This is a genomic window from Streptomyces sp. SAI-127, from assembly GCF_029894425.1.
In the GTDB taxonomy this organism is placed as follows: Bacteria; Actinomycetota; Actinomycetes; order Streptomycetales; family Streptomycetaceae; genus Streptomyces.
The window spans coordinates 6,701,077-6,714,145 of the sequence record NZ_JARXYJ010000001.1; the positions used below are offsets into that span (position 1 = coordinate 6,701,077).

Sequence of the window (13,069 nt, forward strand, 5' to 3'; positions counted from 1 at the left end):
CTTGCGGCACATCTACCGCTGCCCGCTGCGCTGGGCGGACATGGACGCGTACGGCCACGTCAACAACGTGGTCTTCCTCCGCTACCTGGAGGAAGCCCGTATCGACTTCCTGTTCCGCCCGGAGAAGGACTTCAAGCAGGGGTCCGTGGTGGCACGCCATGAGATCGACTACAAGCGGCAGCTGGTCCACCGGCACGCGCCCGTGGACATCGAGCTGTGGATCACCGAGATCCGGGCGGCGTCCTTCACCATCGCCTACGAGGTGAAGGACGGCGACGACGTCTACGTCCGGGCCTCGACGGTGATAGTGCCGTTCGACTTCGAGGCCCAGCGGCCGCGCCGGATCACGGCGGAGGAACGGGAGTTCCTCGAGGAGTACCGGGACGACGACGAGGAGGAGGCCGTCGCCGCATGACGGTGCTCCACCTCGCCGACGAGGGGGAGGCGGCGGATCTCGCCGCCTTCCTCTCCCGGCTGCTCCACTACGACCGCTCGGCCGCGGTACGGCTCCAGGGGGCCGGGACCGCGCTCGCCGTCTTCGGGCGTCCGCCGTCCTTCGAGGTGCTGGCGATCCGGGCGGTGCGGCTGGCCAAGCCGTACGAGAACGGGCTCGACGTCACGCTCGACGTGACCGTGTCCGCCGGGGAGCTCCTCGAGTCCGTCGACGAGGGCGCGGGCACGGCTGTCGTGCCGCAGGCGGTGACCGGCCCGCCGTGGGCCGGAGTACTGCCACCGCGTGGCGGGTGGCAGGCGGTGGCCGGGCTGCCGGGACCGGAGGCGCTGCGAGCGCTCGTCCACACCGGGGTCGCCGAATTCCGGTCCCGTACCGAGGAGTTGGGTCCCGAGGCGCGTACCCGGGCCGAACTCGACCGGCTCGGGCGGGAGATCTGGTCCCGCACCGTGGGAGACACGCGGCTTCCAGTGCGGGCCGTGCACGCGGCCCAGTCACTGGGATTCCTGCGCTCCGGCGGGGAGTTGGCGCTCTTCTCGTCGGGGGCGTGGCTGCGGCTTCGTACGCCTTACGGCTCGATCGCCGTACGGCAAGGGGGGCTTGGGACCCTCGGCGTCAGCGTGCGCTGAGCGGTCGTCAGTCCCGGTCGCTGTCGTCCGGCCATACGCCGATGTGGTCCGGTTCCAGTTCCAGCGCCACCCTGTCGCGCATGCCCAATGCCTCGGTGTACTCCTTCGGGAGCTGGAGGCGGCCCGCGCGGTCCAGCATCGCGTACTCCCGGGCGACCAGGGTTTCGTGACCCGTCGTCGCGTCCACCTCGCTGCGGCGCAGGACCTCCGTGGACGTACGGCCGTCCCTGATGGCCACCGTCCGGCGGACCTCTCCGGCCACCGCCTGGTCGTGGGTGACGATGACGATCGTCGTACCGAGCTGTTCGTTGGCGGTGCGGAACGCGGCGAAGATCTGTTCCGCGGTGTGGGAGTCGAGTTCGCCCGTCGGCTCGTCGGCGAGTAGGACCGCGGGGCTGTTGGCCAACGCCACCGCTATCGCCACGCGTTGCTGCTGGCCGCCGGACATCTGATGGGGGCGGCGGTTGCGGCAGTCGGCCACCTCCAGCAACTCCAGGAGTTCCAGGGCGCGTTCGGTCTGGGCGCGGCGGGGTGTCCTGACGCCCGAGAGCTGGATGGGGAGGGTGATGTTCTGGGCCGCGGTGAGGTAGGGGAGAAGGTTGCGGGAGGTCTGCTGCCAGACGAAGCCGACCGTCGCGCGGCGGTAGGCCAGGCGGTCCTTCGCGGTCATGGTGAGCAGGTCGTGGCCCGAGACTCTGGCCGCGCCGGCGGTGGGGGTGTCCAGGCCGGCGAGGATGTTCATGAGGGTGGACTTGCCGCTGCCGGACGCGCCCACGAGGGCGAGGAGTTCGCCCTCGCGGACGAGGAGGTCGAGGCCCTGGAGGGCTTGGACCTCCACGCCGTCCGTGGTGAAGATGCGGACGAGCCTGTCGCAGGTGATCAGGGCGTCGTGGCCGTAGGCGGGCCGGTTGCGGGCCTGGGTCGCCTTGTGGGCGAGGTCGGTGAGGGTGGGGTTCGTGGTCATCGGCCTTCTCCTGGACTGCGGTCCGGCGTGCGGGCGGGTCGACGGTGGGGTGCGCTCGCCGCCGGTCGGGTGCCTCTCGCTGCGGGTCGGGAGCTCATCCAGCGGCACGACCGCCCGCAGCCGGGTGCGACGAAGTCGTTCATCTCGCGTCTCCCGCCCTGAGCTCCTGCACCGACCCCCGTCTCCCCGACCACCACGCCTGCCCGATACCCGTTCCCACCGCCAGCAGCAGCACAGCCGCCGCCGGTATCGCCAGCGACAGGGCGTCGGTGCGCAGCTCCGCTCCCGCCGAGGAGGCATCGGCCGACGGGAGGGCGATGGCCGTCAGGTCGATCCCCGGGGACAGGAGGTGGATCGTGGCCCAGCCCGTGAGGGTGCCTCCGACAGCGGCCAGGACGGCCTGGGGGAGGGACTCGAGGACCAGGAGGCGGCGGCCCGCGGCCCGGGTCAGGCCCATCGTGCGGAGCCGGGCCAGGAGGGCCGTACGGTCCGGGGACGTGCGCAGGAGGGACAGGAAGAGGGCCAGGACCGCGTATCCCGTGCCGGCCGCCACCGCCGTCGCGTAGACGCCTTCCGCGCCGGTCTGGAGAGGGGAGTCGACGTAGCGTTCGCGTTCCTCGGATCTCAGGTGCACGGACGCGGCCTTCGGGGCGGCCTTGCGTATCGCGGTCCCGTCCAGCGACTTCCCCGTCAGCAGCACCGTCGTCGGCCGCGCCGCCGCCGGGCTCAACGCCTCGCGGTTCACGACCAGGAAGTCCGACCCCAGCACCGCGGGCGTGCGGTCGAGGACGGCGGTGATGCGGACGGTGAGCGTGCTGCCGTCCGGGAGGAGGACCGGGAAGGGGCCGGTGCCGTACATCCGGGCGGTGGCCGTGGAGGCCAGGGCCGTCGCAGCCTCCCCGGCGGTCCCTTTTCTCAGCCGGGCCGCATCGAAGGCGCCCATGTCCGTCCGGGACGACAGCGCGGCGTAGTCCGCGGGGTTCACCCCGACCAGCGGTACCGACAGTGCTCCGTTCTCCGGTTTCGCCTCGGAGGTGACGCTCACCGCCGACAGCGCGCTCACCCCCGGTGAGCGGCGCAGCCGGTCCGGCAGCCCGGACGGGAGCGGCGCCCCCGTCTCCACGCGCGCGTCGGCGCCGACCGCGAGGAGGGCCGCGTGGTCGCGGGCCTCCTGTACGCCCGCGAGGACCGAGCCGCCGAAGGCCGCGGTGGTCAGAGCGGTCAGCAAGGCCAGGAGCGGCAGCACCGCCGAGGCCGAGGTGCGGCCCGCCCGGGCCAGGGACAGGTGCGCCACCGCGCCCCGCAGGCGGGCGGCCGGACGGGCCAGACCCCGCAGCGGAAGCGGGTACAGACGGACCAGGACCAGGGCGGCGACCACTCCCACCAGCACGGGCGCCAGCGAGACGAGGTCGCCGGCAGAGCCCGAGGTGCCACGGCGACGCAGCGACTCCACCGCTCCCGCCGCCAGCACCAGCAGCGTCAGCTCGGCGACCGTACGGCGCCGGGACGGTCGTACGGACGAGATGTCCTCGCGGCCGGTGTGGACGCGGACCGCGCGGTGGACGGCCGCGGCGCGGAGGGGGAGGGCCACGCAGGTGACGGCGGTGACCGCCACGGCTGCCGCGATCGCGTACGGGAAGCGGCCCTCGGGGACCGCGAGCAGCGCGGCGGCGAGCCCCAGGGCGCCCGCGGGCACGGCCACGACCGCCGTCTCGGCGAAGAGGCGGGCGGTGAGACCCGGCATGGAGGCGCCGCGGGCCCGCAGCAGGGCGAGTTCGCTGCGCCGGCGGTCCGCGGTGAGGCCGCCCGCCATCAGGAGGACGACGACGGCGACCGTGCCGGCGCCGGACGCGGCGACCGCGACGAGCGGGGCGACGCTCTGGCGGAGCCGGTCGTAGGCGATGAGGACCTCGTCGAGGTCGGTACTGATCTCGGTCTGGCCGTCGAGCGCCGTCAGCTCCGTCACCGGACCGTCGATCTCCAGGCGCAGCTTCCGCAGTGCCGGACCGGCCTCCAGGGAGGCGAGCGCGGACCGCAGGGCCGGGGCGTCTCGGGCCCGCAGCGTCTGTTCGGAGGGCGCCAACTGCCAGTAGCGCTCCGGGCGTCCCGGGGTGGCCAGCAGGACCGGGGCCGCCTCGGGGGCGACGAGCAGGGCGCCGAACCAGTACATGTCCACGGACGGCGCGGGCTCGCGGAGCAGGGACGGGGTGCGCAGGATGGAATGGGTGGACCAGTAGGCGCCCTTCGGGTCGCGCGGGGTGACGATGCCCGTGACACGGATCGGGAGGGTACGGCCGGCGGCGGAGGAGTGGATCACCGAACCGACCTTGATGTGGAGGGCCTTGGCGGTGTCGACGGTGACCGCCGCCTCCAGCTCGGGTGCGGTGGCGGTCACGTCGTCGTCCGCTCGCGGCAGACGCCCCTCGCTGACCGAGGCGTGGGCGCCGAGGCCCGCCTGGGCGACCAGGGTCACCTCCGCGGGCCTGCCGGTCGGCCTCGGCAGCCACGGGTCCGGCACCGGGATGTTCAGGGTGGTGCGCACGCCGTACGTCGACTGGTCCGCGTCCAGGACGAGCGGGCGCGGGACCCCAGCGCGGATCTTGGCGTACTGCGCGGCCAGCAGATCGGGGCGCAGGACGTCCTCACGTTGGCTCGGTGTCAGCATCGCGGACGGCTCCGGGGCGTACACCTCTATGCCGGTCCGGTCGGGGCGGGCCTGCTCGGCGGCCCGGCGCAGTCCGGCGTCCTCGTAGCGGTCCACCGCCCGTGGGAACGCGGCCGCGAGGCACGCCGTCAGCGCGACCAGCACCGCGAGCGCGCACGCGGCGCCGGGCGCGGTCCGCAGCCGGGTGCGGACCCAGGGCGCGGTCGCCCCGGAGTCCGCCGGCTCGCCGGTCCTGAAGAACCTCACCTCACTCACCCCCCTCACGCAACGCCCGCGCCGGATCCGCCCGCCGCAGTGCCACCGCCGCCGTCACCAGGAGCGGGGCGAGGGCCACCGCCGCCAGCAGTGCGGCCGCCTGCGGGAGCGGGAGTTGCACCAGGACCCGCGGGACCGGTCTGGTCGCCTCGTCCGTCAGCACGATCAGCGGGACCACCGCCCGGGTCAGAACCGTGCCCAGCAGCGCGCCCACCAGCAGTGCCAGCACCACCAGGACCCCCTGCTCCACGGCGACCGCGCGGGCCAGCCGGCGGCGTGGAGCCCCCAGGGCGCGCAGTACGGCGAACTCCGCGCTCCGCTCCCGCAGCGACCCCGCCGCGCTCACCGCGAACCCGACCGCGGCCAGCGCCGCCGCCACCCCGGCCGCCGCGGCGAACGCGGCCTCGGGGCCCGCCCCGAACGGGTCGTCGCGCAGCTGCCCGGCGAGTTCGTCCCGCACCACGACCTGCGCGGGGTCCATGTCGGGCCGGGCCCGCAGCGCCGCCGCGACCTTCTCGGACCCGCCCGGCTCCGTCATCAGCCACCATTCGGTCGGCTCCACGCCGCGGCCGTACTGCGCCTGCAGCTCCCGGTTCACCGACCGCAGATCGACCAGCAGGGCCCCGTCGCTGTCCGAGGCCGTGGGCAACTCCCGTATCGAGCGCACGATCCGCACCGACACCGTCTCGCCGCCCAGCGGCACGTCCAGCCTGTCTCCCGGGGAGGCGCCCGCCGAGGCGAGGAAGCGCTCGGTCGCGACGGCGGTGACCTCGGCCGGCTTCGGCTGCGGGGCCTTCATCCGGACCGTCAGGGTCCCTGTGCTCCAGGTGTCGTCGGACGGGATGAAGCCGGTGCCGTAGTCCACCGTCAGCCGTCCGGACCCCGAACTCAGGTGTGGCGGGGACGGTTTGGTGTTCGGGTCCGGTGTCGAGGCGACCCCGTCGCTCCTCGATGAGACCTTCCACGTGGTGGGCAACGGCAGCCGCCGTGCCGTCCCTTCGGCACTCGTGGCCGTCAACCCGGTGACGGTGAAACGGTGTTGCTCGGCCGCGCCGCTCGGCACGGAGACGATCAGTTCCAGGTCGGTGAGGGTCAGAGGGCCCCCGGACACATAGACGTCCAGCGCGTGGGCGCGGCCGTCGGAGGGGAGTTGGCCTGCGGGGACCCGATAGGGAGTGCCGTAGCCGTCCTCGAGGGTGAGGGCGACCTGTGCCGTCGTGCTCGGGACGGAACCCCGCAGGGTCGCCGTCAGCCGTAGCCGGGCCGTGTCCGCGGGCACCTTCACGCCCGCGACCGATCCCTTGGGCCCGAGCCCCTGGAGGAAGGGTCCGGAGTGCAGGTCGGGGCGGATCAGCATCGAGGCGCGCGAGGTGTCGAGGGCGAGCACCGTCGCCACCTGGCTGCCGGACAGCGGCAGTTCGGAGCGGGCGGCGGGGGCGGTCCGCCGTACGCCCGCGACGGCCGCGTACTCCTCGGTGCGGCCGAGCCCCGCGTCCCCGGAGGTCAGCACCCGCACCGGTGCCCCGGCGCGGAAGTCCGCCTGGTCGGACTGCGAACGGTCCCAGGAGGCGCCCTGTCCGATGGCCAGCATGCCCAGGGCCATCGCGAGGACCAGCAGCAGCACCGGGCCCGCCCCGCGCATCGGGCGGCGGGCGATCTGCCAGCCCGCCAGGGCCGCGGTCAGGCCGCGCCCGCCGGTCGCCCGGCGTTCGGCGAGCCGGGCCAGCGGCGGCAGCAGACGCAGCGTCAGGACGGTCCCGGCCAGCAGTGCGAGCGCGGGGGCCGCCACCAGCAGCGGGTCCACGCCGAGCACACCGGCGCGGTCGTCGGTCACCGCACCGGAGGTCTGGTGACTGAGCTGGAAGTACGCCACCCCGGCCACGGCCAGCAGCCCGAGGTCGGCCCCCGCGCGCACCGGACCGGGCAGCCCCCGGGCCCGGCCGCGCGCGAAGGAGGAGGTCAGCGCGGGCAGGGTCACCGCCAGCGCGCACCCGAGCGCCACCGCCGCCGCCACCAGCCACACCCCGGGCCGTCCGCCCGCCGGCACCTCCAGGTGCAGCCCGATCCGGGCCAACGGGCCCCGCCCGGCCAGCGTCCGGGTCAGCGGGCCCGCCAGCAGCGGCGCGCACAGCAGCGCGGGCACCGCGAGCAGTGCCGCCTCCAGGGCGGCGAGGCCCGCGATCCGGCCGCGGGAGGCGCCGCGCGCCAGCAGCAGCCGGCTCTCGCCGGTGCGCTCACTGCTCAGCAGTCCGGCCACCAGCAGCAGGGCGCAGCCCGCGAGGAGCACAAGTTGCAGGGCGACGATCAGCAGGGTCGAGCGGGAGACGAGCAGCGAGCGGTCGGTGCGGTCGAGCACCTCGGGCAGCGAGGTCGACGCGGTCGTGGCGCCGCCGAGGGCGGACTCCTTGCGCAGCGCCGCGTTCCCCGCGACGGCCGTCTTCCGCAGCGCGTCCGAGCGCGCGGTCGTCACCGCCGCGAAGTCGGCCGACGCCAGCCAGCCCGACGCCCCGACGCTCACCGTCCCGTCGGCCAGCACACCGGGATCGGCGAGCAGAGGGCCGTACGTCGTGAAATCGAGCTTGTTGATGCCCCGCCCGTGCAGGTCGTCGAGAAGCCAGTACGGGTCGTCCGCGCGGACGGGCCGGTACACGCCGGTCACCGTCACCCGCACCGCCGGGCCGCGCAGCCGGTCGGTGAGGGTGAAACGGGCGCCGGGGCCGAGGTCGAGGGTGCGGGCGGCGGCCTGCGGGAGCGCCACCTCGACCAGACCGTCGGCCCGCCCCGGCAGCCGCCCCTCGACCAGCCGCAGCCGGCTGCGGTCCAGTGCCGCGAAGTGGGTCAGATCCGGGTCCCCGGACCGCTCCCGCTCGGGCTGCAGCGACCGCGGCAGCGCGTACGGGCCCGACCGCAGGAACGTCCGCACGGTCACCGGCAGCCCGTCGAACGTCTGCCGCGCCACTTCGCGTACGGCGGTGTCGGCGGCCGTACGACGGTCCTCGGGTACGTCGGCCTTGACGACCAGCGCGGTGTCGGCGGCGTTGCGCGGGTCCTGGAGGGAGTGGCGCAGGGCCGCGTCACCGATCGCGCCGGAGTAGGCGGTGAGGGTCGCGAGGACCGCGGTGGTGAGCAGGACCGTGAGCAAGGCGGCGGCGAGCAGCAGCCGGTGCGCCCGCGCACGCAGGAACACAAGACGTGCGATTCCCCCGAACCCCGTCACCCGGCCCCCCGCCGTGTTGTGCAGATCTCCGGGCGAGGATGTCAGAGGTGATGGTCACGGGTAAGCGCTTGTAGCGCGGGCTTGACCGGATCGTGACCGGAATCCGGTGCCGGTCAACCGGAAAGCGACCGGAATCCGGCACTCAGTGAGTCGTGATCAGTCGGCGGTGTTCACCATCGAAGCGGCCGCGTACGTCAGGTAGTTCCACAGCTGTGTCTCGTGCTCCTCGGACAGGCCGAGTTCGTCGACGGCGTCCCGCATGTGCCGCAGCCACGCGTCGTGCGCCTCGCGATTGACGACGAAGGGCGCGTGGCGCATACGCAGCCGAGGGTGGCCGCGGTTGTCGCTGTACGTCGTGGGGCCGCCCCAGTACTGCATCAGGAACAGCGCGAGGCGCTCCTCGGCCGGGCCGAGGTCCTCCTCCGGGTACATGGGCCGCAGGACCGGGTCCTCGGCGACTCCCTCGTAGAAACGGTGGACGAGGCGGCGGAAGGTCTCCTCCCCGCCGACCTGCTCGTAGAAGGTCTGCGTCTGAAGCGTGCCGCGCCGGATCTCTTTCACGTCAACCATGGTCTCAGACAGGGTGGAGGAGGACTCAAGGCTTAGGACCTCCGGCGCCCAGGGTGCAGAGTGGAGGTATGAGCGCACACGCTCTCGACAGGGATCTCGCCGAACTCGCCGCCTCGGCGCGGGCCGCGCTGGTGCGGGAGATCGACGCGAGCGGGGCCTGGGCCGCCGACCCGGTGTGGCGGGAGGCCTTCGAGGCGGTGCCCCGGCATCTGTTCGTGCCGTACTACTACGTCGGCATCATGGGGGGCTACGAGCGGCGCTGGGGCGAGAGCCCGGACCCGCGCGCCCGGGAGAAGTGGGTACGCGGGGCCTACGCCGACGCCCCGCTGGCCACCCGGCTGCGCGACGGCGAACTGGTCTCCTCCAGCAGTCAGCCCTCGCTGATGGCGATGATGCTGGCCGCACTGCAGGTACGGGACGGCGGCCGGGTGCTGGAGATCGGCGCCGGTACGGGCTACAACGCGGCCCTGCTCGCGCACCGGCTCGGCGACGACTGCGTCACCACCGTCGACCTGGAGCCGGAGATCACCGAGGCGGCGCGCAGACATCTGGCGGCCGCCGGGTACCGACCCGTCGTCGTCACCGGCGACGGCGCGCGCGGGGTGCCCGAACGCGCCCCCTTCGACCGGATCATCGCCACCTGCACCCTGTCGTCGGTGCCGGTCGGCTGGCTTCCCCAGTGCCGCCCCGGCGCACGGATCCTGAGCCCGCTCGCCACCGGGCTGATCGCCCTGACCGTCCGGGACGCCGGGCATGCGGAGGGACGGTTCCTGCACACGCCCGCCTACTTCGTGCCGTTGCGCGGGGCGGACCGGCACGAAGAGGGGTTCGTCGAGTGGGACGGGGTGCCGCGCCGGGCCCGGGAGAGCGAGCTGTTCCGCTTCCTGCGGACCCTGACCCGCGACACCGTCGAGCCCCGGGAGGCGTACGCGCTGTGGGAGCGCGAGGGGCGGCCGCGCCGTGAGCGGTACGGCATCACGATCAGCGGAGAGCGGGAATGGGCGTGGCTGGACGACCCGGAGGGGCCGTACACATGGCCCCTCCGGTGACGCGGCCGTTCTCTAGCCGCGGCGGATCGTGATCGTCGTCCAGGCGCCGACGTGCACCCGGTCGCCGTCCTGGAGCGGCACCGGCACGAACGGCGTGATGGGTTCCTCGGCGCCGTTCACGGTGGTGCCGTTCGTCGAGTTCTGGTCGACGACCGCCCAGGAGCCGTCCGGCTGCTGGACCAGCACCGCGTGCTGGTGCGAGACGCCCGGGTCCTCCGGCGGCACCGACAGGTCGACGTCGGGGGTGTCGCCGGTGGAGTGCCGGCGGCGGCCGATGGTGACCTGGTTGCCGGTGAGCGTGCGCTGCTGCTCGGGGGAGTACGCGGGCAGGTTCAGGCCCGCGGCCTCGGGGCCGGAGCGCTGCATCATCGCCATGAAGTAGTCGCGGTCCGGGCCGATGGTCGCCGTCCAGCTCGCCGGCTGCTGCGGGAAGGACGGGCCGGGGGGCGCGGGCGGGGCCTGGGTGGAGCCGGGCTGCGGGTAGCCGTAGCCGCCGGGGCCACCAGGACCACCGGGGCCGCCGCCGGGACCGCCGGGGGCGGTGGAGGACGGCGGGGACAGGACCCAGTCGTCGGCGCCGCCGCCGAAGGACTGGCCGCCCGGCTGGGGCCGGTTGGTCTCCTGCGGGAAGGCGGGCGGAGCGGGTGCGCCCTGCGCCTGGAAGCCCTGCGGGGCGCCGCTCGTGGCACCGGGGCCCGCGGGCGGGGTCGGTCCGGGGGGCGGCGGGACCGGGCGGGAGGGATCGGCACCGAAGTTCGGCGGACCGCCGGGGCTGCCGCCGGGGCGGGACGGGTCGCCGGGGAAGCCCTGCGGGCCGCCGGGACCGCCCGGGCCCGAGGGACCGGGTTGCGTGGGGGTGCCGCCGTAGCCCTGCGGGCCGCCGGGGCCGGAGGATCCGGGCGGGGCCTGGGTGGAGCCGGGCTGCGGGTAGCCGTAGCCACCCGGCCCGGGGTTCCCGGGACCGCCGGGGCGTGAGGGATCACCGGGGAAACCGGACGGACCGGGGCCGCCCTGCCGGGAGGGGTCCGAGGGGAAACCGGAAGGACCGGGTGCGCCGGGACGTCCGGGGTCGCCCGGGAAGCCCTGCGGACCACCGGGGCCGGAGGGGCCGGGACCGCCGGGCCGCGACGGATCGCCGGGGAAACCGGAGGAGCCGGGACCGCCAGGACCACCGGGTCCGCCGGGGTATCCGGAGGGGCCGGGTGCGCCGGGGCCGCCTGGGCGCGAGGGGTCACCGGGGAAGCCGGAAGGGCCGGGGCCGCCGGGGCGCGACGGATCGCCGGGGAAGCCCTGCGGGCCACCGGGACCGCCAGGACCACCGGGACCGCCCGGGCCCGAACGGCCCGACGGCTCCGAGCCGAAGGGGATCGGTTCTGCGGGGCGGTTCACCTGGGACGGGCGTGAGCCCTGGTACGAGTCACCGCCGCCGAAGGACGGACCGGGTCCCGCCTGCTGCTGGAAGTGCGAGGGCGGGCCGCCGGAGCCGCCCGGCGGGCGCGGGGCGGCCGGGGTGTACGAGGTCGCCGTGTTGGTCAGGAAATTCCACCGGCACTCCTCGCAGAAGGGCGCACCGCCCTCACGAGGGGTACGGCACTGCGGGCAGAGCTCCGGCTCGGCGTCCGGTACGGCGGACAGATGCGGACGTCCACCGGGGCCACCGGGCGGCGGGAAGCCGTATCCGCCTCCACCCTGACCGGGCGGCGGCGGAGGGGGCGGAGGTACGGCACCGGCCATGCGGTGACCGCAGACCTCGCACCAGTCGTCGGAACCCGACTGGTGTCCGTTCGGGCAGGTCGGCATGTCGGCGCTTCCCCCTCTCGGATCAGGGAACTACTACGTCACTTCTTTACACGAACAGTCTTTGTCGACCGTGTCTCGAGAGTCATCTCGTCGGCCTCCTGGACCTTCGCCTTCAGTCGCACAGTACCTGTCGTGGCGTCGACGACGTCGACCACCTTCGAAAGCAGTTTCGCAGTATCGGCGTTCCCGGAGTTGTTCGCGAGCTGGACGGCCCGGCCCAGTTTGGCCGTTGCTCCATCGATATCGCCCGCCTTGCGCAGATCGAGCCCTTGCTGGATGGCTTGTGCTAGTTCGGCCTGGCCGGTGTAGTGGGCGACTTGGGGGTTGATCGACGTCGAGGCGACCATGTCGTCGGTCCACACGGCCCTGACGAGACCCTGTGCGCCCAGGTTCTGCGTCGTGCCGTCGGGCTGCGGGACGACCAGGGAGACCCGGGCCGCGAGCATCTCCTGGCCGATGTTCGCGGCCGGGACCTCGACGCAGACGTGGTAGTCACGGGACTCGTCTCCCCAGGAGCCGGTGGGGTAGTCCCCGGCACGGGGACCGGCCTCGGTGCGGCGGCCGGTGAGCTCCTCGACGGTGGGTGCGACCTGCTTGACGAACTTGATGGCGGTGCCGACCGGGGTCCACACCCTGAGGGCGACGTCCGCGACCTCCTTGCCCATGGCCGCCTCCATCATCTGCGTGAAGTCCGCGGCGAGACCTGCCGGGTCGGCGACGATGTCGGAGGTGCCGAGCAGGGCGGAGGCGATCCCTGTGACTTCTTTCACTTCCCAGTCGGTACCCACGCCCCGGGCGTCGCAGGTGAAGCGCCCCGCGCAGGCGTCGAGGGAGGCCTTGAGGTCCTCCGGCGACTCGTGTTCGTTGCGGCCGTCGGTGAGCAGGATGCCGTGGCGGATGGCGACCTCCGCCGAGGACAGCAGCCGGTCGGCGAGGCGCAGCCAGGTGCCGATGGCGGTACCGCCGCCCGCGCTGAGCTTGCGCAGCGCCTGCTTGGCCTGATCGCGGGTGGTGGCGTCGGCGACCGCGAGACGGCCGTTGCCCGGATAGACCTCCTTGGCCACGTGCGTGCCGCCGATCACCGCGAAGTGCACACCGTCGCGCAGGGTGTCGATCGCGGCGGCGGTGGCGTCGCGGGCGTTGCGCATCTTGGTCGGCGGGTAGTCCATGGAGCCCGAGCAGTCGACCATGATCGCCACTGCCGCCGAGGGGCCCTGGCCCGCCGACCAGAGGTGCGGGGCCGCGACCGCGCTTCCGATCGTGCCGCCCCCGGTCGAGGTCACCGTGACGATCGCGTTGACCTCGCGGCCGCCCTCCGGCAGGTACTCGTTCTGGTAGACGTCCATCGAGAACTGCGGTGCGTTCGACTTCGAGAAATTGGCCATGCCTACTCAAATCCCCCTCGCGAACCCCACATCCGTGGGGCGATGACTGATTGCGGACCGGTCCCCTCCGGTCCGCCGAGGCAT

At 74.0% G+C, this 13,069-nt stretch carries 9 protein-coding genes; 3 read left to right on the top strand and 6 right to left on the bottom strand.

Translation table 11 applies throughout. From position 1 onward, the window contains the following. The first annotated feature begins 1 nt into the window (after position 1). Together M2157_RS30955 and M2157_RS30960 are read left to right on the top strand one after the other, a co-directional pair. A complete protein-coding gene (locus M2157_RS30955) occupies positions 2–415 on the top strand; it encodes a thioesterase family protein (protein ID WP_057609559.1) in 414 nt (137 codons plus the stop codon). Next, positions 412–1,080 carry a hypothetical protein gene (locus M2157_RS30960; RefSeq protein WP_280866824.1) on the top strand — a complete coding sequence of 223 codons (669 nt, stop codon included), beginning with the start codon at positions 412–414 and terminating at the stop codon, positions 1,078–1,080. Before M2157_RS30955 ends, M2157_RS30960 begins: the two co-directional genes overlap by 4 nt. A 7-nt stretch (positions 1,081–1,087) precedes the next feature. Here the strand turns inward: M2157_RS30960 and M2157_RS30965 are convergent, their stop codons facing one another. The 4 genes from M2157_RS30965 to M2157_RS30980 all read right to left on the bottom strand — a co-directional run bounded on the left by M2157_RS30965 (position 1,088) and on the right by M2157_RS30980 (position 8,751). Continuing rightward, on the bottom strand, positions 1,088–2,044 hold the full coding sequence (locus M2157_RS30965) for an ABC transporter ATP-binding protein (protein WP_280857689.1): 957 nt from the start codon (positions 2,042–2,044) through the stop codon (positions 1,088–1,090). A 139-nt stretch (positions 2,045–2,183) separates the two neighbouring features. Beyond that, positions 2,184–4,964, bottom strand: coding sequence for an ABC transporter permease (locus tag M2157_RS30970; protein ID WP_280866825.1), 2,781 nt, complete (start codon positions 4,962–4,964; stop codon positions 2,184–2,186). Beyond that, positions 4,957–8,151, bottom strand: coding sequence for an FtsX-like permease family protein (locus M2157_RS30975; protein ID WP_280866826.1), 3,195 nt, complete (start codon positions 8,149–8,151; stop codon positions 4,957–4,959). Before M2157_RS30975 ends, M2157_RS30970 begins: the two co-directional genes overlap by 8 nt. A 186-nt stretch (positions 8,152–8,337) precedes the next feature. Then, positions 8,338–8,751, bottom strand: a complete 414-nt coding sequence (locus M2157_RS30980; RefSeq protein WP_266523589.1) for a globin — start codon at positions 8,749–8,751, stop codon at positions 8,338–8,340. Between the two features lie 68 nt (positions 8,752–8,819). Between M2157_RS30980 and M2157_RS30985 the strand changes: the two genes are divergently transcribed. Next, the gene (locus M2157_RS30985) at positions 8,820–9,800 is read left to right on the top strand and encodes a methyltransferase domain-containing protein (protein ID WP_280866827.1); all 981 of its coding nucleotides are present in this window, start codon (positions 8,820–8,822) and stop codon (positions 9,798–9,800) included. Between the two features lie 12 nt (positions 9,801–9,812). Here the strand turns inward: M2157_RS30985 and M2157_RS30990 are convergent, their stop codons facing one another. Both M2157_RS30990 and M2157_RS30995 read right to left on the bottom strand, forming a co-directional pair. After that, a complete protein-coding gene (locus tag M2157_RS30990; RefSeq protein ID WP_280866828.1) occupies positions 9,813–11,600 on the bottom strand; it encodes an FHA domain-containing protein in 1,788 nt (595 codons plus the stop codon). A 38-nt stretch (positions 11,601–11,638) separates the two neighbouring features. Continuing rightward, positions 11,639–12,985: a VWA domain-containing protein gene (locus M2157_RS30995; RefSeq protein ID WP_280857684.1), complete on the bottom strand. Its 1,347-nt coding sequence runs from the start codon at positions 12,983–12,985 to the stop codon at positions 11,639–11,641. Between the last annotated feature and the right edge of the window lie 84 nt (positions 12,986–13,069).